21 protein-coding genes are annotated in these 21,872 nt (G+C 58.3%); 7 read left to right on the plus strand and 14 right to left on the minus strand.

Annotated features, from left to right (window positions below):
* Nucleotides 1–15 precede the first annotated feature (15 nt).
* From ACTG1P_RS10370 to rnr, 4 genes are read right to left on the minus strand one after another with little or no spacing between them, the layout of a single operon-like run.
* Nucleotides 16–471: a GNAT family N-acetyltransferase gene (locus ACTG1P_RS10370; protein WP_440001200.1), complete on the minus strand. Its 456-nt coding sequence runs from the start codon at nucleotides 469–471 to the stop codon at nucleotides 16–18.
* A gap of 56 nt (nucleotides 472–527) precedes the next feature.
* Nucleotides 528–1,100 carry a Crp/Fnr family transcriptional regulator gene (locus ACTG1P_RS10375; protein ID WP_206901092.1) on the minus strand — a complete coding sequence of 191 codons (573 nt, stop codon included), beginning with the start codon at nucleotides 1,098–1,100 and terminating at the stop codon, nucleotides 528–530.
* A 2-nt stretch (nucleotides 1,101–1,102) separates the two neighbouring features.
* Complete coding sequence (gene rlmB, locus ACTG1P_RS10380; RefSeq protein ID WP_236288700.1) at nucleotides 1,103–1,852, minus strand: 23S rRNA (guanosine(2251)-2'-O)-methyltransferase RlmB; 750 nt, start codon at nucleotides 1,850–1,852, stop codon at nucleotides 1,103–1,105.
* On the minus strand, nucleotides 1,849–4,242 hold the full coding sequence (gene rnr / locus ACTG1P_RS10385) for a ribonuclease R (RefSeq protein WP_440001201.1): 2,394 nt from the start codon (nucleotides 4,240–4,242) through the stop codon (nucleotides 1,849–1,851). Before rnr ends, rlmB begins: the two co-directional genes overlap by 4 nt.
* Nucleotides 4,243–4,376: 134 nt before the next feature.
* Between rnr and ACTG1P_RS10390 the strand changes: the two genes are divergently transcribed.
* Complete coding sequence (locus ACTG1P_RS10390) at nucleotides 4,377–5,399, plus strand: GGDEF domain-containing protein (protein WP_019445736.1); 1,023 nt, start codon at nucleotides 4,377–4,379, stop codon at nucleotides 5,397–5,399.
* A gap of 130 nt (nucleotides 5,400–5,529) precedes the next feature.
* Here the strand turns inward: ACTG1P_RS10390 and ompA are convergent, their stop codons facing one another.
* Together ompA and ACTG1P_RS10400 are read right to left on the minus strand one after the other, a co-directional pair.
* Nucleotides 5,530–6,567, minus strand: a complete 1,038-nt coding sequence (gene ompA / locus ACTG1P_RS10395) for a porin OmpA (protein WP_440001202.1) — start codon at nucleotides 6,565–6,567, stop codon at nucleotides 5,530–5,532.
* A gap of 264 nt (nucleotides 6,568–6,831) precedes the next feature.
* Nucleotides 6,832–7,869, minus strand: coding sequence for an SGNH/GDSL hydrolase family protein (locus ACTG1P_RS10400; RefSeq protein ID WP_440001203.1), 1,038 nt, complete (start codon nucleotides 7,867–7,869; stop codon nucleotides 6,832–6,834).
* Between the two features lie 254 nt (nucleotides 7,870–8,123).
* Between ACTG1P_RS10400 and ACTG1P_RS10405 the strand changes: the two genes are divergently transcribed.
* The gene (locus ACTG1P_RS10405) at nucleotides 8,124–8,510 is read left to right on the plus strand and encodes a YgiW/YdeI family stress tolerance OB fold protein (protein WP_005335826.1); all 387 of its coding nucleotides are present in this window, start codon (nucleotides 8,124–8,126) and stop codon (nucleotides 8,508–8,510) included.
* An 85-nt stretch (nucleotides 8,511–8,595) separates the two neighbouring features.
* On the opposite strand, the gene mltC is transcribed toward ACTG1P_RS10405, so the two are convergent.
* The 3 genes from mltC to mutY all read right to left on the minus strand — a co-directional run bounded on the left by mltC (nucleotide 8,596) and on the right by mutY (nucleotide 11,150).
* Nucleotides 8,596–9,699 carry a membrane-bound lytic murein transglycosylase MltC gene (gene mltC, locus ACTG1P_RS10410; protein ID WP_005354839.1) on the minus strand — a complete coding sequence of 368 codons (1,104 nt, stop codon included), beginning with the start codon at nucleotides 9,697–9,699 and terminating at the stop codon, nucleotides 8,596–8,598.
* A 117-nt stretch (nucleotides 9,700–9,816) separates the two neighbouring features.
* Nucleotides 9,817–10,089, minus strand: coding sequence for an oxidative damage protection protein (locus ACTG1P_RS10415; RefSeq protein WP_005335828.1), 273 nt, complete (start codon nucleotides 10,087–10,089; stop codon nucleotides 9,817–9,819).
* An 8-nt stretch (nucleotides 10,090–10,097) separates the two neighbouring features.
* Nucleotides 10,098–11,150, minus strand: a complete 1,053-nt coding sequence (mutY, locus tag ACTG1P_RS10420) for an A/G-specific adenine glycosylase (protein WP_042052456.1) — start codon at nucleotides 11,148–11,150, stop codon at nucleotides 10,098–10,100.
* Between the two features lie 237 nt (nucleotides 11,151–11,387).
* On the opposite strand from mutY, the gene ACTG1P_RS10425 reads away from it, so the two are divergent.
* Nucleotides 11,388–12,626, plus strand: coding sequence for a multifunctional CCA addition/repair protein (locus ACTG1P_RS10425; RefSeq protein ID WP_440001204.1), 1,239 nt, complete (start codon nucleotides 11,388–11,390; stop codon nucleotides 12,624–12,626).
* 118 nt (nucleotides 12,627–12,744) lie between these two features.
* On the opposite strand, the gene ACTG1P_RS10430 is transcribed toward ACTG1P_RS10425, so the two are convergent.
* Nucleotides 12,745–14,343, minus strand: a complete 1,599-nt coding sequence (locus ACTG1P_RS10430) for a BCCT family transporter (protein WP_005335834.1) — start codon at nucleotides 14,341–14,343, stop codon at nucleotides 12,745–12,747.
* A gap of 9 nt (nucleotides 14,344–14,352) precedes the next feature.
* Entirely contained in the window at nucleotides 14,353–14,880 is a 528-nt protein-coding gene (locus ACTG1P_RS10435; protein WP_069526903.1) for a hypothetical protein, read from the minus strand.
* 163 nt (nucleotides 14,881–15,043) lie between these two features.
* Here ACTG1P_RS10435 and ACTG1P_RS10440 point away from each other — a divergent pair, with 163 nt between their 5' ends.
* Nucleotides 15,044–15,523, plus strand: a complete 480-nt coding sequence (locus tag ACTG1P_RS10440) for a MarR family winged helix-turn-helix transcriptional regulator (protein ID WP_013723454.1) — start codon at nucleotides 15,044–15,046, stop codon at nucleotides 15,521–15,523.
* A gap of 71 nt (nucleotides 15,524–15,594) precedes the next feature.
* Here ACTG1P_RS10440 and ACTG1P_RS10445 read toward each other — a convergent pair whose 3' ends face one another.
* The gene (locus ACTG1P_RS10445; RefSeq protein ID WP_021231718.1) at nucleotides 15,595–16,176 is read right to left on the minus strand and encodes a YjaG family protein; all 582 of its coding nucleotides are present in this window, start codon (nucleotides 16,174–16,176) and stop codon (nucleotides 15,595–15,597) included.
* A 162-nt stretch (nucleotides 16,177–16,338) separates the two neighbouring features.
* Between ACTG1P_RS10445 and ACTG1P_RS10450 the strand changes: the two genes are divergently transcribed.
* The gene (locus tag ACTG1P_RS10450) at nucleotides 16,339–17,283 is read left to right on the plus strand and encodes a D-2-hydroxyacid dehydrogenase (RefSeq protein WP_005363043.1); all 945 of its coding nucleotides are present in this window, start codon (nucleotides 16,339–16,341) and stop codon (nucleotides 17,281–17,283) included.
* 71 nt (nucleotides 17,284–17,354) lie between these two features.
* Here ACTG1P_RS10450 and mepM read toward each other — a convergent pair whose 3' ends face one another.
* The gene (mepM, locus tag ACTG1P_RS10455) at nucleotides 17,355–18,692 is read right to left on the minus strand and encodes a murein DD-endopeptidase MepM (RefSeq protein WP_206901085.1); all 1,338 of its coding nucleotides are present in this window, start codon (nucleotides 18,690–18,692) and stop codon (nucleotides 17,355–17,357) included.
* A gap of 260 nt (nucleotides 18,693–18,952) precedes the next feature.
* Between mepM and ACTG1P_RS10460 the strand changes: the two genes are divergently transcribed.
* Together ACTG1P_RS10460 and ACTG1P_RS10465 are read left to right on the plus strand one after the other, a co-directional pair.
* A complete protein-coding gene (locus ACTG1P_RS10460; RefSeq protein WP_278171688.1) occupies nucleotides 18,953–20,251 on the plus strand; it encodes a LapD/MoxY N-terminal periplasmic domain-containing protein in 1,299 nt (432 codons plus the stop codon).
* On the plus strand, nucleotides 20,248–21,189 hold the full coding sequence (locus tag ACTG1P_RS10465) for a TAXI family TRAP transporter solute-binding subunit (protein ID WP_440001205.1): 942 nt from the start codon (nucleotides 20,248–20,250) through the stop codon (nucleotides 21,187–21,189). The genes ACTG1P_RS10460 and ACTG1P_RS10465 overlap by 4 nt, the downstream gene beginning before the upstream one ends.
* Here the strand turns inward: ACTG1P_RS10465 and ACTG1P_RS10470 are convergent.
* Entirely contained in the window at nucleotides 21,184–21,858 is a 675-nt protein-coding gene (locus tag ACTG1P_RS10470) for a transglutaminase-like cysteine peptidase (protein WP_101315761.1), read from the minus strand. The genes ACTG1P_RS10465 and ACTG1P_RS10470 overlap by 6 nt on opposite strands.
* Nucleotides 21,859–21,872 lie beyond the last annotated feature (14 nt).

The following is a 21,872-nucleotide window of genomic DNA, read 5'->3' on the forward strand; positions in this document are numbered from 1 at the left end:
CACTCTGACGAGTGGTTATGCCACCACTCTGCGCATCCCCATATGGGGGATATCATCTTCGAGATAGCCTTCCCCTTCCGCCACAAAACCATGTTGGCCGTAGAAGCCCTGCAGATGAGCCTGAGCACCAAGCCAGATGCTGTGGGTCGGCCAACGTGCCTCGCACGCCTTGACCGCCTCGCTGATCAGCTGGTGACCGAGACCGCCGCCACGCGCCTTGGGTGAGGTCACCACCCGACCGATGGCGGCACCGCTCTCATCGCCGATGCCGGGCGCCATGATCCGCGCATAGGCGGCCAGCAGATCGCCCTGATAACCGAGCAGGTGCCAGACCCCTTCGCGGCGATCGAGCCCGTCCAGATCCTGAAAGGGGCAGGTCTGCTCCACCACGAACACCTCGGCACGCAGCGCCAGCAACTCATACAACTCGTCAGTGGTCAGTGCAGACCAGGGTTTCAGGATCCAGTTCATCGGCAACTCCTTATCAGTTCGGCCTGCCAGCATAATCGTGGCGCCAGCGCCCTGCATTAACCTTTGTTAAGTTCTTTCAGCCGTTTGCGAATGCGGCTCAGACTAATGGGAGTGATACCGAGATAGGCGGCAATCTGGTGGTCTGGCACTCTGGCATCGAGTGCGGGAAAGCTGTCGAGAAAGTGCTGATAGCGCGCCTGCGGGCTGCCGGTCAGCAGCAACTGCTCCTTCTCCTCCTTGATGCGCAACTGCACCTCCAGCAGGTGCTGGTACCAGCGTGGCCAGCCGGGCAGCTGGCGCAGGTCAGCCAGACTGAACAGCTGCAGATGGCAGGGCTCCAGCGCCTCCACGCTATAGCGGGCCGGCTCGCCACTGAGCTGGTGGTGAAAGTCGAGAAACTCGTCCCCCTCCCAGTAGAACTCCTTGATGTACTCGCGCCCATCCTCCAGCACCAGCTTGGCCCGCAGCAGCCCCTTCTCCACCCTGACCAGCAGATCCGGGCTGTCGCCGGCGTGCCAGAGACAGCTTTTCGGGCTGAGGGTCAGCGGGCGGGCAAAAGAGAGGAGGCGCGCGGCCTCCTCTTTATCTGCGACCTGCGCCCAATCGAAGGGGGGTCTGTCAGTCAGCATGATCAAGCACGGCGCTGACGCACGGCTTCAAACAGGCAGACGCCGGTTGCCACCGAGACGTTGAGGCTGGATACCGCCCCCGCCATCGGGATGCTTACCAGCTCGTCGCAGTGCTCGCGGGTCAGGCGGCGCATGCCCTTGCCTTCAGCCCCCATCACGAGCGCCATCGGGCCGGTCAGCTTGGCCTGATAGAGGTCGTGATCGGCCTCGCCAGCAGTGCCGACAATCCAGACGCCACGCTCCTGCAGCTCGCGCAGGGTGCGGGCCAGGTTGGTGACCTGAATAAGCGGCACCACTTCGGCGGCGCCACAGGCAACCTTACGCACGATCGGGGTCAGGCCGGTGGCCTTGTCGCGCGGCACGATCACCGCGTGCACCCCGGCGGCATCGGCGCTGCGCAGGCAGGCGCCGAGGTTGTGCGGATCGGTCACGCCATCCAACACCAGCAGGAAGGGCTGGCTCTGTTGTGCCGCCAGCTCATCCAGCAAGCTGGCCAGATCGTGCTCAGCGAGCTTGGGCGCCTCTTTCACCCGAGCCATGATGCCCTGGTGATTGTTGCCTTCCGCTTTGTCATCGAGAGTCTTGCGGTTCACGCTCTGCACCTTGAGGCCGAGGGATTCCAGCTCGGCCAGCAGGGGTTGCAGCCGGTCGTCATCCCGCCCCTTGAGGGCCCACACTTCGATGAAGCGCTCGGGAGTGCGCTCCAGCAGCGCGGTGACAGCGTGAATGCCGTAGATCAGTTCAGTACTCATTTAGTGCTCTTGGCCTTATCGCGAGCCTTTTTGCTCGGTCGTCTGTTGCTCGGTTTGGCGCGGCCACCCTTGTCGGATTTGCCGTGATCCTTGCCCTCTTTACGTTTTTCGTGGCGTTGGGCGCTCTTGGCCTTCTCTTTCTTGATCTCGGCCTGCTTGCGCGCCATCTCTTTGGCGTTCTTGCCGGTGGCCTTGAGCGGCTCTTCCACCATCACGAAGTCGATCTTGCGATCATCCAGGTTCACGCCCATCACCTTGACCCGCACCTTGTCGCCCAGACGGTAGCGACGGCGGAAGTTCTCGCCGATCAGCTGCATGTGCAGGGGATCAAACTGGTAGTAGTCGTTGGTGAGGGTACTGACGTGCACCAGACCGTCGATATGGATCTCTGCCAGACGGACAAAGAAACCAAAGCCGGTGACGCTGGCGATAACGCCGTCAAACTCGTCACCCACGTGATCCAGCATGTACTCGCACTTGAGCCAGTCGGCCACGTCGCGAGTGGCATCGTCGGCACGGCGCTCAGTCATGGAGCAGTGCTCGCCCATAGGGTCCACTTCTTCCAGCTGGTAGTGGTAACCACCGCTCGGGGTCCACTTGTGGCGCAGGTTGGCCTGCTGCTCCTTGGCGGTCTGATACTTGATCGCACGGTGCAGGATCAGGTCTGGGTAACGACGGATCGGCGAGGTGAAGTGCGCGTAGGACTTCAACGCCAGACCGAAGTGACCGATGTTGTCAGCCTGATAGATGGCCTGACGCATGGAGCGCAGCAGCATGGTGGAGAGCAGCTCCGCATCCGGGCGCCCTTCAAACTTGGCAGCCAGCTCGGCGAAATCTTTCGGCTCGGGCTCGAGACCGCCCTTGAGCTCCAGACCCAGTTCGGCCAGGAAGTCACGGAAACCGGTCAGACGCTCTTCGCCAGGACGATCGTGTACCCGGAACAGGGCAGCAGCTTCGTTCTTCTCGATATAACGAGCAGCAGCCACGTTCGCCTGGATCATGCACTCTTCGATGATCTTGTGGGCATCGTTGCGCACCAGCGGCACGATGCGGTCGATCTTGCGCTGGGCGTTGAAGATGAAGCGGGTCTCCTCGCTCTCGAACTCCACCGCGCCACGCTGATGGCGGGCATGCTTGAGCGCCTTGTAGAGGTTGTTGAGCTCCTCGATATGGCCCACCAGCGGATCATACTGCTGACGCAGCTTGGGATCGCCATCGAGGATCGCGGCAACCTTGGTGTAGGTCAGACGGGCGTGAGAGTTCATTACCGCTTCGTAGAACTTGTAGCCGGACATGCGACCAGCGGCGGAGATGGTCATCTCGCACACCATGCAGAGGCGGTCTACTTGCGGGTTCAGGGAACACAAGCCGTTGGAGAGCACCTCCGGCAGCATGGGCACCACGAACTCGGGGAAGTAGACGGAGTTGCCGCGCTGATAGGCTTCGGCATCCAGCGCCGTGCCGGGCTTCACGTAAGCGGAGACGTCAGCAATGGCCACCCACAGGCGCCAGCCGCCACCACGCTTGGCTTCACAGAAGACGGCGTCATCGAAGTCACGGGCATCTTCCCCGTCGATGGTCACCAGTGGCAGAGCGCGCAGATCGATGCGGCCCTCTTTGGCTTTCTCCGGCACCTGTTCGCCGAGACCGGCAACCTCTTTGATCACCTCTTCCGGCCAGGTGTGCGGGATACCGTGGGTACGCAGGGCAATTTCGATCTCCATGCCCGGCGCCATATTCTCGCCCAGCACTTCCAGTACGGTGCCGACGGCATTGATGCGGGAGGTGGCGCGCTGGTTAATGCGCACAACCACGACCTGGCTCTGGCGAGCCCCTTTGTTTTCCCCTTCCGGGATGATGATGTCCTGGCCGATACGGCTGTCATCCGGCACCACGAAACCAACGCCATTCTCGACGAAGTAACGGCCGACAATGTCTGCCTCACGGGACTTGAGCAGGCGCACCAGACGCGCTTCCTGACGACCCTTGCGGTCAATCTCGGTCGGCTGAACCAGCACGTAATCGCCATGCATCAGGCGTTGCATCTCTCGGTTGTTCAGATACAGATCCGGACCACCACCTTCCGGACGCAGAAAACCGAAGCCATCCTTGTGGCCGATTACATAACCTTTGACCAGATTCAGGCGATCCGGCAGGGCATAACATTGGTTGCGAGTGAATACCAGTTGTCCATCACGCTCCATGGCGCGCAGACGACGACGCAAGGCTTCCAACGGCTCTTCATCTTTCAGCTTGAGGACCTTGGCCAACTCTTCACGAGACATGGGCTTTTCATGGCCCTTGATGAGTTCCAGGATCAACTCGCGACTGGCGATGGGGTTATCGTATTTTTCGGCCTCGCGTTCGAGGAAAGGATCTTTTTGAGACATAAGCAGGCCTTAGGGTAGGTGGTAACGGTGCCATTATATCGGAGGGGGGGGCGAATGGCATCCATCGGCTGCCTTTTGGCCAATCTCTCTGTCATACTATCTTCAGTTCGCTGGCATGATGAGACACAGAACTCATGAGTAAGGACACATTTGCCCAATCCGCCGCCTATCTCAAACAGGCGGTTCCCTTGATGATCAAGTACCAGATCCCCACGACGCCGGACAATTACCACCTGTGGTACAACTATGTCTCGGCCAGCATGCCCGAGCTCAACCAGGCGATTGATCAGGCTGTCAAAATGCAGGGAACCTGCTCACTCACCACCTGCGAGCGGCTCTATCACCAGTATCTGGCCGCTCAGGACGAGAAGCAGATGGAGGCGATGAAACTGAGCCTCGCCGCCATGGCCAACGAGCTCGGCCACTCCATGCAGGATGCCATCTCCGATACCGGCATGTTTCAGGAGATGCTCGACAAGAGTTTTGACAAGCTCAGCCGCATTGATGACGAGGGCTTCAGCCTGGAAGACACCATGGGGATCCTGCGGGAGCTGGTGCGCGAATCGCGGGATGTGCGCATGTCCACCATGCACTTTCGCAACCAGCTCAGCAATGCGGAGAAAGAGATCAAGGAGCTGCGGGCCGCGCTCAACGAGACACGCAAACTGGCAAACGAGGATGCCCTCACCAACCTGCTCAACCGCCGCGCCTTCGATCTGGAGCTGGAGGGGTTGATCCGCAGCCAGCACCCCTTCTCGCTGATCCTCGCCGATATCGATCGCTTCAAGAACTTCAACGACGAATATGGGCATCTGCTCGGCGATCAGGTGCTGCGCGCCTTCAGCAAACGGCTGCGCGATGCCTGCAAGGAGGGGGTCACCGCCTATCGGCTGGGTGGGGAGGAGTTCGCCATGCTGGTCCCCCATCGCTCGCTGGCCCTGGCCAGACAGATGGCGGAGAGCATGCGCCGCGCCATCGAGCGGATGTCGATTCTGGATCGCAAATCGGGCCGCCGCATCGACCACATCACAGCCTCGTTTGGCGTGGGTGAGTTCAACGGTCAGGAGAGCGCAGACTGTCTGGTCGAACGTACCGACAAGCTGCTCTACAAGGCCAAGGAGCTGGGGCGCAACCGGGTAATGCCACTCCCTTCCTGATTTGCCCCCTGCCCGACCGCAATGCCAATGTAAAAAGCCAGTCAGCTCAACTGACTGGCTTTTTGGTCTCTCTTGCTCCGACAGGGGCTGTTCATTCCAGCCCCATTGGAACTCTGCTCAGTGTGAAGGATTACTCCTGCACCTCGCTGACACCTTCGACTTTCACATCAACACGACGATCCGGAGCCAGGCAGACGATCAGCTCACGCTTGGACTTGCTGACGCAGCTGTCGCCAGTAACCGGTGAGGATTTACCACGCCCTTCCACATTGATCTTGGCGGCCGGAATCCCTTTACCAACCAGATAGTTGGCAACGGTCTGGGCACGCTGTTCGGAGAGCTTCTGGTTGTAGGCATCGGAACCGATACGGTCGGTATGACCAATTACGGTTGCTACGCCATCTTTGGGTCGTGCCTCTTCAATCTGGCTATAGAGGCTATCCAGTGCCTGACTGGCCTCTGGCTTCAGGGTCGCCTTGTTGAAGTCAAACAGCACGTCGGAACTCAGGGTGAACTGCTTCTCAACCATTACAGGTGCAGGAGCAGGTTCCGGAGCCGGGGCGGGCGCCACTGGGGCAACCTGACCAAAGCGATAAACCGCTGCCAGTGACAGCAGACCATTATCCATTCTCACGCCAGTGTCATCACGGTCGCCATACGGGGTGGTGTACTGATACTCAAGACGGGCGGCCCAGTCGAGGTTGAACGCATACTCGGCACCCAGTGCACCGACCATGACAAAGCGGCTGTCATCTTTGTAGACATCGCTCTTGGTATCAGCCCAGCCATAACCGCCACCGACACGACCATACAGATCCAGATTATCGGTAACCGGGAAGCCCAGTTTCAGGGTCAGTTGAGCCAGTTGTACTTTCACTTCATCACTGAAAGCGCCGGCCACTGTAGTCGCATCGTATTTGTAATTGCCCAAGTAGTCGTAACCCAGCTCGAGCCCAAGATTTTTGTTAATCTGATAACCGCCAAACACGCCAGCACCCAGGGCATCGTTGGTCTCATTGCCAAGGGTCAGGGCATTGCTTTCATCAATGCCGTAGAAGTTGGACCAACCCAGTTTGGCACCGCCATACCAGGTGTTGTCCTGACCGGCAGCCTGGGCATTGGCCGCCAGCAAGCCGGTAACCAGCAAGGTAATCAATGATTTTTTCATATCTGAGCCTCTGCAACTTTATGTAGGAGGAGGTTGATTGATATCAACTCGTCTTCTAGGCGTAATCGGCCAAAGCCGATCACTGCAGATAAACGTTAGCCTATTTTCAAGTCACTGATATCAATTAACAAAAAACACTGTAACTCAATTTTGTTACAAAAACAGTAACAAGCGTCCGTTATTTAAGCTACGTATGTCGCAAAATAATCGTTAAGCCCGGATTAGATATGAGAAAAGGCCAGCTTCCGCTGGCCTCGGAAAGTATCAATAACGAACAAACTCGTAGTGCTGATCGATAAAGTCAGCAACACGCTGGCTCAGTACCTTGTGCACCGTCCTGGTCGGATGCACCTGATCCCAGAACATATGCTCATCGCAGTTGAGAGTCGCTGCTCGCCCTTTTGCCTGCCCGCTCACCACCGCCTGCGCCAGGATCGGGTTACCGGCAATAGCCACTCTTTCGGAGACACTCAAATCCGGGGTCGCAGCCACCTCGGCGGCGCTGCCGGAGAACGGCTTCCACGTATAGCCGCCACCGTAGCAGGCGTGCTCTGTGTCACTCAGCCCGAACTGCTGAGGATCGCGCATCATCTCGTCAAACTGCTTGTCCACTTCGAACAGCTTCACAATGCCAAGGGGAGCCAGCTCTCGAGTGAGGTTCTGCAATTTCTGGTTGTGGTAACTGGCCACATGGCGCACCTTCTCCACCACCTTCATGCTGCGGGCTGACGGGGTCTGCCCCAGATCAGGAATGTTGAACAGCAGGATCTGCTGCGCGCCGTTGAGCACCAACCGATTAGATGCCAGCCGGATGGTATCGATCACCCGATCCGCATCCCGCTCGGTGTTCCAGCCATAGGCCAGATAGTCGTTGGCACCGACCCAGATCACCACCAGATCATCGGGACGGAACTTGTCCTTTTTCAGGAACTGATCGATCTCGTAATCGAGGTTGTTGATCACCTGATATTTGGGATCCCAGGACCAGAAACCGAGCCAGCCGTTCAAGGCACCCAGATGGTTATAGGCCACCGCGGTTGCACCGCCTTCCGCCTCGTTGGCCACGACCAGACCGGGGAAACGCTCGTCACCCAACTGCTCCAGCCACACCGGGCCGTTGCTGAAGCGCCCGTTGAAGTAGGGTGGGCTGGAGGGGAGATACCCCCGCATCTTTTTGTACATCTTGCCGGTGTCGGAGAGGCTGTCACCAAACATCACAACCCGGGAAAAAGGTTGGCGTCCCTCTGCCGCTTGCGCGGTCAATGCCATTAACCCCAATAAACAAACAAGCCATTTTTTCATATTGTTATGCTCTTCGATTAAGCAGGTGAGACCTGCGGACTTCTCCTCGAGTGGCGACAGGCATGGGAAGAGTCTGCTGCCACTGACTTCTGGTGAAGGCGACAGATTACAGTTCCAGATGAAATCACACATGTTCCGCCACCGATGAAATCGCTTGCGCTCACAAAACAGACAATCACACCAGCCTATTTCTTTCACGCTTGTTTCACGCCTCCCCCGGCACAATGCCCCCATACCAACGACAGGAGTATGAAATGAACAAGGCAAGCGCAAGCGTAATCGGACTGTTGACCCTGATGTCTGTCTCCTCTTTTGCCATGGCGGCCTATACCGGCCCGCAGGAGCAGAACAAGGTTTCCGTTGCTCAACTGAAAGATCTGGCCGATGACAGCTGGGCCACCCTGGAAGGGAAACTGGTCAAGCACCTGGGCGGCGAGAACTATCTGTTCCGCGACGCCAGCGGTGAGGTGGAGGTCGAAGTGGATCAGGATGTGTGGCGTGGCACCGAAGTGGGCCCGGATGATCAGATCCGCATCCGTGGTGAAGTGGACCACAGCTGGAACAAGACCGAAGTGGAAGTGAAAACCCTGGAGAAAGTGGGCGCGGCCCCGCAGACCAAGGGCGGCTTTATCGCCAAATAAGGCCACTTCAACGACGAACTGGCCAGACGTTAAAAGGGCGCTTGATATCAAGCGCCCTTTTGCATGGTTAACCCAGCGTCACCGCTTAACCGGCCCGGCTGGCAAAGGCTCTCTTGAACCCCTTCTCGGCCTGATTGACCTTGTAGAGGTAACGGCGCGCCTCCTCTTTGGGATGTTGCTCGGTCAACACCTGATAGACCGCCTCGGGGGAGAGCCGGTTGATCCGGCCCGGCGCCGCCTTGCGATCGCTGGAGAAGGTATTGAGTACCCCGCCCGCACCACCGTTATAGGCGGAGATCACCGCATAACGACGGGAACGCGGATCCTGAATATCCGCCAGATAGACGGTCTGCAACAGGTGCAGATAGGCGGTACCGACATCGATGTTGTAGGCCGGGTTGAACAGCTCCTCCCGGGTCGGCTGGCCGTTCTTGCCCTTGACCCGAACATAGACGTCACGACCGGCGGTAGCCGGGATCACCTGCATCAGGCCATAAGCGTTGGCATGACTCACCGCATAGGGGTTGAAGCTGCTCTCGGTCTTGATCACCGCATAGATCAGGCTCTCCGGCACGCCGTATTTGCGCGACGCTTCCCGGATGATCCCCGCATACTTGTAGCCCCGTCGATCTTCATGGTTGGCCACCATGGGTATATCGACGAAGAAGATGGTGCGAATACCCAGAGTGCGCTTCTTCATCGCAGTGTTGAGCAGGTAATCGGCATAACGCTCGGCGCGCCAGGAGGCGCGGATTGGCTGGCGCTGATTGTCCAGCACCTGACCGTAGAGGAAGGGCTCGCCGCCGGTCAGAATTTCCCGGTCGGAGTAAAGATCCACTTCGGCCGGATCGTCCGGGGTCAGCAGGGTCTCGATGATGGCGCGACGCAGGTGAGCGCGGGGATCGATGCCCGAGACCGTCTCCACCATGATGTGGCCGCTGGAGAAGTCGATGTGGGCCCGGCTTTTGTACTGATCCGTGTATTTGACGTAGTCAAACTTGCCCGCAAACAGCGCCTCCCGCCCCCATATCTCGTTCACGTTATGGGAGAGCGCGCTGATCATGTGTTCAAAACCGCGGATGTCCTTGCCGTTGACCAGATCGTCATCCTCACTCCCGCTGGGCTTGGGGGAGGATGAGCAGGCAGAGAGAAACAGCAGGGTGCACAGCAGCCAAAAAATTCGGCCCATAGGATCCTCAAACCGGGCAGCAGAGCTGCCCATCATTCATTTGCTGCGACTTCAGGAGCGGTCACGCCAGTGTGGCGCCATTACCGCACCTGTTCACACGTACAACAGCCGGAGAGCTTACTGGGCAGGCGGGGTGTAACCTTCGATCTGCACTTCACCTGCATCAAACAGGTAGCTGACCATCTCTTTTTCCAGCAGTTGGCGATGCTCAAGATTCATCATGTTGAGCTTTTTCTCGTTGATCAGCATCACCTGCTTCTTCTGCCACTCGGCCCAGGCTTCCTTGCTGATGTTGTCAAAAATCCGCTTGCCGAGCTCACCGGGATAGAGTTGGAAATCCAGACCCGGGCCCTCTTTTTTCAGGCGTTGGCAAAATACAGTACGGCTCATGTTGACCTCTATGGTTGTAACTCTGGATAGGCGAGCAGACGGGCCGTGGCGGCCGCCAGCCCCACCTCGGCAGGATGGCGTAAGTTATACCAGAGTCGGTTATCTGCTTCCATGAGCCGCAGCGGCTGCGCCTCATCAATGTCAATCAGCAGCGGCTGAATATCGAGATGGAAGTGGCTGAAGGTATGGCGAAAACCGGCCAGTTCCCGATAACCGTGATGGCTCAGGCCAAGGGACGCAAGCAGACCATCCACCTCCGCCAGCGAGGCCACTTGCGGGAAGCAGTAGAGCCCGCCCCAGATCCCCTGTGGCGGCCGCTTCTCCAGCAGCAGCTCATCACCGTGACGGATCAGCAGCATGATGCCATCGCGGGCCGGAATGCTCTTCTTGGGCTTGCTGTTGGGATAAGCGGTAGGCTTGCCTTGCGACAGCCCCTGGCAATCGGCCCGCACCGGACAGCGATCACAGGCAGGCTTGCTGCGGGTGCAGATCGTCGCCCCGATATCCATCATTGCCTGATTGTATTGCGCCACTCCCAGCTTGGGAGTGAGCCGGATGGCGATCTCCCACAGTTCGTTCTCCACCTGTTTCTGGCCGGGCCAGCCCGGCAGCGCCAGCCAGCGGGTGAGTACCCGCTTCACGTTGCCATCAAGGATGGCGTGGGGCTGACCCAGAGAGAGCGACAACACTGCCCCGGCGGTTGAGCGACCAATGCCCGGCAGCGCCATCACCTCGTCAAAGCGCTCGGGAAAGAGGCCGTGGTGATGATCGCGGATCTGCTGAGCAGCCTTGTGCAGGTTGCGGGCCCGGGCGTAGTAGCCAAGCCCGGTCCAGTGGTGCAGCACCTCGTCGACAGGGGCATCGGCCAGCGCCACCACATCGGGGAAGCGCGCCATAAAACGCTGGTAGTAGGGGATGACTGTGGCGACCTGAGTCTGCTGCAGCATGATCTCCGAGACCCAGACCCGGTAAGGGGTCTTCTCCTGCTGCCAGGGCAGGGTTTTGCGGCCATGAAGCTCGTACCACTCCAGAACCCGGCTTGCGAAGGTTGATTGATTCACGTTGTTCTCATGTCGTTGATATAAGGGGAACTCTGCGGTTCCTTCGGCTCATCTGGCCTGCGCGGGCATAAAGTCATCCCGCAACACAGCGCCAACTGTCTGGTGCGGCAGCGTAAGGCCTCGTCACGCCCAAGTCAAAGCCGCGCTGACTGGCGCTGCAGGCAGGTGGTGGTCAGGCAGCAAAGCGGTAACAAAGACGATATACTCGGCCCCACGATTGATGACGGGAGAGACGGTTTGCAGACTTATCTGGTTGGGGGCGCAGTGCGGGATCGCCTGCTGGGATTGCCGCAGGGCGACAGGGATCATCTGGTGGTCGGCGCCACCGTGGAGCAGATGCTGGCACTGGGATTTACCCAGGTCGGTCGCGACTTTCCCGTGTTTCTTCACCCCAAAACCCAGCAGGAGTATGCCCTCGCCCGTACCGAGCGCAAACAGGGTCAGGGCTACACCGGTTTTGTCTGCCACGCCGCCCCCGATGTGACGCTGGAACAGGATCTGCTGCGCCGAGATCTCACCATCAACGCCATCGCCGAAGATGATCAGGGCCAGCTCCACGATCCCTACGGCGGCATCAAGGATTTGGAGAAACGGCTGCTGCGCCACGTTTCCCCTGCCTTTGCCGAAGATCCGCTGCGCATCTTGCGGGTCGCCCGCTTCGCCGCCCGCTTCCACGCTCAGGGCTTTACCATAGCGCCGGAGACCCTCGCCCTGATGAGCGAGATGACGGCCGCTGGCGAGCTGGCCCACCTCACGCCGGAGCGGGTTTGGAAGGAGCTGGAGAAGGTGCTGCTGGGGCCGACCCCGCAGATCTTTATCGAGGTGCTGCGCCAGTGCGGCGCCCTGAAGGCGCTGTTCCCAGAGATTGATGCGCTGTTTGGCGTCCCCGCCCCGGCCAAGTGGCACCCTGAGATCGACACCGGCATCCACACCCTGATGGTGCTGGAGCAGGCGTGCCGGATCTCCCCCGAGCTGACGGTACGCTTTGCTGCCCTCTGCCATGACCTTGGCAAGGGAGTGACCCCCAAGGAGTTCTGGCCAAGCCATCACGGTCATGGCCAGAAGGGGCTGCCGCTTATTCGCGCCCTGTGCGAGCGGTTCCGGGTTCCCAACGAGTGCCGGGATCTGGCGCTGCTGGTGAGCGATCTGCACACCCACATCCATATCGCCTTTGAGCTCAAGCCCGCCACCCTGCTCAAGGTGTTCGACAAGGCAGATGCCTGGCGTCGTCCCGAGCGCTTTGCCCAGTTGCTGGACGCCTGCCGCGCCGACTTCCATGGCCGTACCGGTTTCGAGGAGCGGGTCTACGCCGAGCCGGACTATGTGGCCGAAGCGCTGGCTGCCGCCCAAGCGGTGCCGGTGCAAGAAATAGTGGCTGCCGGTTTCAAAGGGGAAGAGATCAAGGAGCAGCTCGCCAAAAAGCGCACCGATGCCATCAGCCGCATCAAGGATGAGTGGACCTTTATCGAAGAGTAACCTCGGCCCCATAACAGACGGCCGCCCTGATGATGAGCTCCACAAGGAGAGCATCGCCAGAGCGGCCGTTTTGCAGCCAGATTGATATGTGAGGGGGTGCTAACCCCTGCTGGTGCCGTTATGCCGGACCAATTCGCTCCATCAGGCTCATATGGGATGAGCCATCGTGGCGCTTGAGGTTCTGACGATACTCAAACTGGCGCTGGCTCTCTTGCTTGAGCCCCAGCATCAGCGAATAGCACATCGCCAGCATGATCACCGAGAACGGTAGCGCCGCTATGATGCTGGCCGCCTGCAAGGCTGCCAGGCCGCCGGAGACCAGCAGGATGGCCGCAACCAGCCCCTGCCCCAGACCCCATACGGCGCGGTGCAGTACCGGCGGCTCCTGATCACCGATGGAGAGCAGGGTGGTGATGACCAGCGTGCCCGAGTCACTGGAAGTGATGAAGTAGGTGCAGATGAGCAGGGTCAGTACAGCTTTGGCAATCCAGCCGAAGGTATCCCAGTGCAGCAGCTCGACCGTCTTGTAGAGCGCCAGCGTCACATCCTGATTGACCGCAGCGACCACGCCACCACCACCGAATAGCTCCAGATTCATCGCCGTACCGCCAAACACGGTGAGCCAGAACATGCCGAGCAGCGAGGGTACCAGCAGCACACCGAGCACAAACTCGCGGATAGTGCGCCCCTTGGAGATACGGGCGATAAACATGCCGACAAACGGCGCCCAGGCAATCCACCAACCCCAGTAAAACGCCGTCCAGCTCGACTGCCAGGCCGAGGTGCCGTTGGCCTCGGTGTTGGTCCAGAAGCTCAGTTTGACGATGTTCTGCAGGTAATCACCGATGTTCTGTACATAGGCGTTGAGGATATAAGTGGTCGGCCCCAGCACCAGAAAGAGTGCGAGCACGAAGACGCTCAGCCAGATATTGAGCTCGGAGAGGATCTTCACTCCGCGCCCGACCCCGGAAACCGCCGACAGAGTGGCGATCAGGCTGATACCGCCAATCAGCCAGAGCTGGTTGGACTGCGACACCGCCATACCGAACATCTGGTTGAGGCCGGTATTCATCTGGGAGACCCCCAGACCAAGGGAGGTCGCCACCCCGAACACGGTACCGAACACCGCCAGCACATCGGCCGCATGGCCCCAGAAACCGTAAATCCGCTCGCCGAGGATGGGATAAAGCACGGAGCGGATCGCCAGCGGCAACTTGCGACGATAACTGAAGAAGGCCAGCGACAGGCCGACGATCACATAGATGGCCCAGGGGTGCAGACCCCAATGGAAAAAGGTGAGGCGCATGGCGATCTGGGCCGCTTCCGGGGTCATCCCTTCGGTAATGAACGGATTGCCCTGCAGATGGTTCATCGGCTCAGCGATGCTCCAGAACACCAGACCGATCCCCATGCCCGCGCTAAAGAGCATGGAGAACCAGGCGAAGTAGCCGAACTCCGGTACCTGGTCGTCGTCACCCAGCCGGATGCTGCCAAAACGGCTGAACATCAGGTAGACAGCGAAGAACAGGAACAGGGCGACCACCAGAATGTAGTACCACTTGAACCCGGCAATAATCTGATCCTTGGCACCGACAAACCAGGCGGCCGCGGTATCGGGAACAAATACGCCAAACAGCAAAAACAGGGTGATCACGGTGAGGGCCGTCATGGCCATGGTCGGGTTGAGGCCTTTCAATAGCCCTTTGCTTGCTCGCATCCAGCCTCCTTAGTCGTTGTTGAAAAAGTCTTCGCCCACATGATCACCGGCGCCGCCGATGGCGCGATAGACCAGTTTGCCAGCCGCCTGTTCGCGGTGATCCACCAGCGAAACCGAGGGCTGGCCATTCACGGCGTGACGCTTGCCAAGGAAGATGGCCATGGGAACCCCCAGATTGGAGACACCGCTGGTGATCCAGAGGCGGTTGAAGTCGTAAGAGCCACCGATGAACTCCAGCTGGGCCAGGCCGGTATCGAGGCCGGTCAGATAGAAGTTCATGGCACTTTCGTCAGGAAAGAGGTGCACCAGCACATAGGCGTAGCGCAATTCATTCACCAACTCCTTTAGGTTAAAAGTACCTGTCTCACTACAAGAGAGGGGTAACTCACCATCATAGTGGTGCACCTTGAGGTTGTTCGGGTCTTCATCATAGGCAGGCTGATAGCGCACAAAAGCCGAGGTATCCGGCAGTTCATAGCGCACTCTGACCACACGTAACTCGGCCACCAGAGACTTGATATCCAGCTCGTCATTCATCATTTCGCTCCTCAAATGTCAGGGTGAATTCCGTGAAATGCCCGTCAACCTAACACAAAATTAATTAGAGCAGAAATTATTACAGCAAAAACCATATTGACCTTGTGACGAATTAGGCGGAAAATTTTGCGCCTCTCCATAGCCCTCCAATGACGCACACCCCATGGAAAAACATGATGAAGTGCTGGTCGCCCTGCGCCAGATTATTCGTGCCATCGACATGCACTCCAGGCGCTTGATCAAAGAAGCCGGGCTCACCTCCCCGCAACTCTTGCTGCTCAAAGGGATCGACGAGCTGGGACAGATCTCCATGCGCCAGCTGGCCGATCACACCAACATGAGCCAGGCCACCGCCACCACCATCATGGACCGATTGGAGAGCCGTCAACTGGTGCAGCGCGTTCGCAGCAATACCGACAAGCGCAAGGTTCACGCGACACTGACTGACGCAGGCCGCGCCCTGCTGGCTCAAGCCCCGACCCCGCTGCAAGAGCGCTTCATCCAGCGTTTTCAGGCGCTGGAGGCGTGGGAGCAAACCCTGCTGCTCTCCTCTCTGCAACGCATCTCCTCCATGATGAATGCAGACGAAATCGATGCCGCCCCGGTGCTCAGCGTCAGACCCCTCACCGAAGAGCAGGCATAAGCTGCTGAACAATTTCAGGCATAAAAAAAGCTCCCGAACGGGAGCTTTTTTCGATCAGGGGCCGCAGAGGATTACTCTTCCAGGCTGATCCCAATATTGGAGACGCCATCCTGAGAGGCGAATGCTCTGATGGCCAGGATACGATCGCTATCGCGTTCATGGGCAACCCGCTTGAGCAGTTCGACCTGAAACTCCAGCTCAGCTTCCATGTACTCGTGCTCGTAGAGCTCCTCTTCGGTCAGATCCCGCTCTTCCAGCAGCTCGATAAAGCCGGCCACGGTACCGACTGACGCGTGGCTGGCATCGTTGGCCTCTTCGCCGACCCGGCAGATCACTGAGTTGTAGGCGCAGCCCAGCGCAACACAGGCATCCAGCGCAGGATAGGCACCGTAGGATTCAAACTTGCGGGGATCCGGAATGTGAGACTCGAACTCTTCGAGAATGGCCCCCAGATTGACACGGGATCCCTTGACGGTGAGGTAGACCCACATCTGATCCAGCGCATGCCGGAAAGCGCCTGCATTGCCAAAGCCGGAAGCCTGACAGAACAGGGCATAGTTGGGGTACATGCGCTCTGCCAGCGCCAGGGTGTAGACGGTCTGTTGCCAAGGCTGTAGCTCGGCCAGTCGCTTATAAAACTTGTCACCAAACACTGGAGTCGGATCCTTTGCAAAATGTGGGGCAGATTGTAGCCCACGAGGGGCGCGGCGAAAACGAAAAAGCGCCCTGGTCGGCTATGTTGCGATATGAAGTCAGGTAAGATGGGTCGAGAGCGGCATCTTGTTGCGCCGCAAATTCTGATAAGGAACAAGAGTATGAGCCAACGTACCCTTCTTTTGCTCAGCCAGGATAATGCTCACTACGAACGGCTGCTCAAGGCCGCCAACCTCCCCCATCTGCGCATTCTGCGGGCCGATAACCAGAGCGATGCCGAAAAACTGATTGGCGAAGCCCATATTCTGATGGCCGAACCGGCCCGTGCCAAACCGCTACTGCCCAAAGCCAACAAGCTGAGCTGGTTCCAGTCCACCTATGCGGGAGTCGATGTGCTGCTCGACCCTGACAGTCGCCGTGATTATCAGCTCACCAATGTGCGCGGCATCTTCGGCCCACTGATGAGCGAGTATGTCTTTGGTCATCTGCTCAGCCTGATGCGCCAAATCCCCCTTTATCGGGAGCAGCAGAAACAGCGGCTGTGGCAAAGCCACCCCTATCAGGGCCTCAAGGGGCGCACCATGCTGATCCTGGGGACCGGCAGCATTGGCCAGCATATCGCTCATACCGGCAAACATTTTGGCATGAAGGTGCTGGGCATCAGCCGCAGCGGTCGGGAGCGGGCCGGGTTTGATCAGGTTTATCAGCTACCTGCGCTCAACAAGATGCTAGCGCAGGCCGATGTCATCGTCAGCGTGCTGCCAGCCACCCGCGATACCCGTCATCTGTTCAACGCCGCCCGCTTCGAACACTGCAAACCGGGCGCCATCCTGTTCAACGTCGGTCGCGGCAGCGCCGTGCACTCGGGCGATTTGCTCACCGCACTGCGTACCGGCAAGCTGGCGATGGCAGTGCTGGATGTGTTCGAGCAGGAGCCGCTGCCTGCCGACAGTCCACTGTGGGGCCAACCCAACCTCATCGTCACCCCCCACAACAGCGCCTACAGCTTCCCGGATGATGTGGCACAGATCTTTGTGCGCAACTACATCCGCTTTATCGATGGCCAGCCACTGGATGGCAAAATTGACTTCGACAAGGGTTATTGACCCTCACTGCGCATGTAAAAAGGCCCCGCCAATCTGGCGGGGCCTTTCATTTCAGGCGGTGACAACAGGTATCAACCCGCGGCAAGCTCCTTGCGGTAGCTCTTCACCTTGGCAAGGAATAGACGACGCTCCTTGCCGCTCAGGGGTTCAGCCATAGGCAGCTTGGCGGTCATGGCATTGACCGGGCGGTTGTTGATCCGCAGCTCGTAGTGCAGGTGAGCACCGGTCGAGCGACCTGTGTTGCCGGAGAGGCCGATCTTGTCGCCCATCTTCACTCGCTGACCGGTTTTGACCAGCAGCTTGCTCAGGTGCAGATAACGGGTAGAGAGAGTACGGCCATGCTTGATGACGATATAGGTACCCGCCAGCGGGTGGCTGGTTGCCTTCTGGACGATACCATCACCGGTCGCCAGCACTGGCGTGCCCACCGGCACTGCGAAGTCGGTGCCCTCGTGAGGACGCACCATACCGGTTACCGGATGTTTGCGCGCCGGGTTGAAATTGGAGCTGATCCGATAGCGGCTATGGGTCGGGTAGCGGCGGAATCCGCGCTCCAGACTGTTGCCCTGACCGTCGTAATAGTTGCCGTCATCGGAGAGCCAGGCCGACACCGTCTTGCCCTGGCTGGTCACTTCCACACCCAGCAGCTGGCTGTTGCCAGTGCTCTTGCCTTCCACCGTCTCCTGGCGTACCAGCACTTTGAACTTGTCGCCCTTCTGCAGATCCTTGGCGAAATTCATTCGCCACTGGAACAGGTTGGCAATTTTCTGGATATGGTTGGCCGGAATCCCCGCATTGCGGGCACTGACATAGAAGCTGCCGTTGATCACGCCGTTGTAACGCTGCGGTTGCCACTCGACCTTCTCATTGATCATGGAGGCGGTATAGGCATCGTCGCTGCGCGCCATCACCAGCGTCTGCTTGATGTTCAGGCGGATTTTGAGTTGCTGCAGGATGTTGTCCTGATCGATCAGCAGCTCGATATTCTGGCCCGGCTTGAGGCGCGCCAGATAATTCTTGTTATCCGCGTCCAGCACCTTGTAGAGGGTGGTGGTGGAGAGACCGAGATTGTTAAAAATGGCGGTCAGGTTTTCTCCGTTGCGGACCCGGTAATCCTGCCACTGGGGGGTGGTGTCAACCGGGATGTCGTCATCCGGCGCACTCTGATCAACCAGTTCGTGATCGGGGATTTCGTTAAAGTCGGTGTTGTTTTCGTTGGTTGCCGTACCGGCGGTATCAATGGGCAACTCAAGACGCAGCGGCCGCTCGAGGATGTCACCCGGAGCTGGCAATAATGCCACTGCTGACAGGGTCATGGCCGTCAGCATCAGCATGGCGTAAAAATGTTTGCGGGGAACCGGTGGTTCCCAATTGGCAGCCTGTACTACCAAGGGACGGAGACGTTTCATCCGCTATCCTGTATTTAGATCTAAAGAGTGTGAGTTGCGATGTCAGTTGTGACAAAACCGTATAAAACTGTTTGTTAGACAAAAATAGTTACAAATAGTTCATCACAATCTGCATGAACCTCACATTTTATGCATAACCCGCCCTGATGGGCAGAAATGATCGTCTTTTTTAACCATTTTTTCCTATTTTTAAGAACCGGGTCGGATTCGATACTGAATAGAAACCCGAAATGTTGCGATAACTTTTCCATGGAGTGGACATGTCGTTAGCAAAACTGTTAATCAGAATAATTGTCGTCCTGTTCCTGATCGGTGCAGCGCTGCTGTTTGCGCTGGAAGTCACGACGGTCCGCCAATCCATCCTCGACCAGATGTCAGCCAACCTGGAAACCGCCATCACCGCTCTCGGGCTGGTGCTGCAAGGAACCCTGCTCAATGACGACAATGTGCTGGCCGAGACCATCGTCAATGCCATGTTCGATGGCGGCTTCGTCAGCTCGGTCACCCTGATCGATCCCGATGGCCAGCTGCTGTTTCAGAAGGTCTTCCACTCTACCCAGCAAAATGTCCCCGGTTGGCTTCCCTCGGTTATCGGCATGCCGCCCGTCAAGATTGAGCAAGAGTTGACCGATGGCTGGCGCATGCTGGGCACTCTGACCCTTGAGGGGCATAGCGGCTACGCCTATCAGCATCTGTGGAATGCCATCAGCCGCACCGGTCTGGCGCTGCTGGCGGGCCTCATCGTATTTACCCTGATCATCTCCCTGGTGTGCAAACGCCTGCTGCAGCCCCTGGAACAGATCAACCTGCAGCTGATCCGCATCCGTAAACACCAGTTCAACAGCACCCTGCCCACCCCCTGGTTGCAAGACCTTAAAGAGGTGGCACTTTCCATCAACCAATTGGTTTCCGAACGCAAACGGGATCTGCTGCAACAACGACTCAAAATCACCCAACTGGGAAAACAGCTGCCACTGACGACCCCACAGCCGCTGCAAGGGCTAAGCCCGTTACCGGAAGGCGGGCAACTGCAAAAATTTGTCTCCACACAAGGGGAGATCACACTCTATCAGCGTTTCTTGCCCAGTCAGCCCCTCGGTGCAGACAGCGATCTCGCGACCGTCCAGAGCGCCCTGCAACAGTGGCGGCACTCTCATATAGAAGGGATCTTGCTGCCCCTCTCCCTACTCAATCATCCGCAATGGTCAGAAATCGCCCCTCTGCTAAGCCAGGGTCGAGGCAAAACTCTGGATTGGCGCTGGGATGTGGCCACATTCCCCGCCCACGGCCAAGCCACATTGGCTGCGTTGCAGGAACAGGGGTGTGAGCTCGCCTTCAGCGCCATTCCCCTCAATGCGGATACCTTCAATCAACTTGACCCGCTCAATCCCATTTTTATCAGCTGTCAGCTGACCGATGCGCCGCTCTACTGGAATCTGCTCTCCCAAACCATGCATGCTGCTGGCTATACCCTACTGGCAGAATCGGGAGAGTGTCACGACATCGACAAACTGCGGACCTGGGGTATCGATGGTTATGCCAAGGAGGCGCAATCATGAAGAAGCTCGCCATGCTGTTGCCCCTGCTGTGGCAACCCGGCCTGATGGCTGAAACCATCACTATCACCACCGGGGGTGAGCAGGGGATTTATCACCAGATAACCAAAGAGTTTTGCCGTCTGGCTCATGAGATCGACGAGCAACTTGCGTGCACACTGCAGAGCTCATCGGGTTCAATAGAAAACCTGCAGCGGCTAAAGAGTGGCGAGTCCTCCTATGCCATGGTGCAGTCAGACTGGCTATATCAGGCAAGCCAGGGCTTGGGCCCTTTTGCCACGCAGCCGCAACCCGAGCTGCGCGCCCTGTTTGCCACCCATGCAGAGCCCTTCACCATAGTGATCCGTGCCGATGGCGATATCACGTCACTGGAACAACTCAAGCTCGCCCCCATCGACATGGGGTTGAAGAGCTCGGGAACACGCCAGACAGCGCTGACCCTGTTCAACATCTTGGGAGCGAAAGAGCAGGATCTCGATCTGAAAAGCATGGCCAACCTGCCGGATGCGCTCTGCAGCAAGCAGATCGACGCATTTGCACTGGTGATGGGACACCCTAACCGGATTGTGCTCGACACCGCCAAACGCTGCGCGGTCAGTTTCCTCCCCGTCGATGGGGCCACCCGGGATCAGCTACTCAGAGGGGTCAAATATTACCAACGTAGTCAGGTGCCCGCTCGTATCTACCCCGGCAATCTGAAGGCAACTCCCACCTTTGCCATTGCCGCCACCCTGGTTACCAATGCCAGCATGCCGGAAGAGTCTGTCTATCATCTGACCAAGGCCATGCTGACCCAGCAGACCAAGTTCAATGAGCAGACTTATGGCTACGCCAATATGTTTCACCGGGCACGCAATAAAACCGGCCCGGTGCTGAGTATTGAACAGCATCCGGGCGCGGCGAAATATTTCGATGAGTTGAAGGCGGCGGGCAAGCTATAACTGACGGCGGGGAGAGCGCAACTGCTCGCTGGAGAAACGGGTCTTCATCGATGTCCACTGCGCCAGCCGATCGGCACTCCCCGCCAGCGTCCCTTCCCGCCGTGACTTCATGATCCAGATGCTTTTGGCATCAAAGCTGTAAACGGGAATGAGATCGGTACGCTTGCTGCCAGGCAGGATCCGGCTGTTGATGTTATCTAGCACCAGTGGATCAGCCTTGGGCGTCGGAAAATAGAGAGTCACCATGTGGAACTGGTTGTAACGCACAGCCTTGACGTAGGCCAGCCGCAGCTTCTTCTCATCCACCCCCAGCTCCATCAGGGTGTAATACTTGGAGATGCTGTAATCCTCGCAATCCCCACCCCGGGCGCCGATGAACTCCAGCGGATTGGCCCAGTAATCCTCATCCCCCCACAGCTTGGGATCCTCGCTATAGGTCAGATTGTTGAAGTAGTTGTTCACCAGCTCGACCTTTTGCTGGTCGGTTGTACCCGCTCTGGGGGTGAGCAGGCGAGAGAATGCCTCGGCCCGCTGAATGGCGCGGCCACCATACACTTCCTGCAGTTTGGCCCGCAGATCCGGACTGGCAATGTATTCGGAAAGACGCGAAGCCTGCACGCTAGCGCAACATAGCGCCAGAGTGCAGGCCGGGATCAACAACCATTTCATACCGGACACTCCAT

Source organism: Aeromonas sp. 11P (genome assembly GCF_051920165.1).
Taxonomy (GTDB): domain Bacteria; phylum Pseudomonadota; class Gammaproteobacteria; order Enterobacterales; family Aeromonadaceae; genus Aeromonas; species Aeromonas veronii.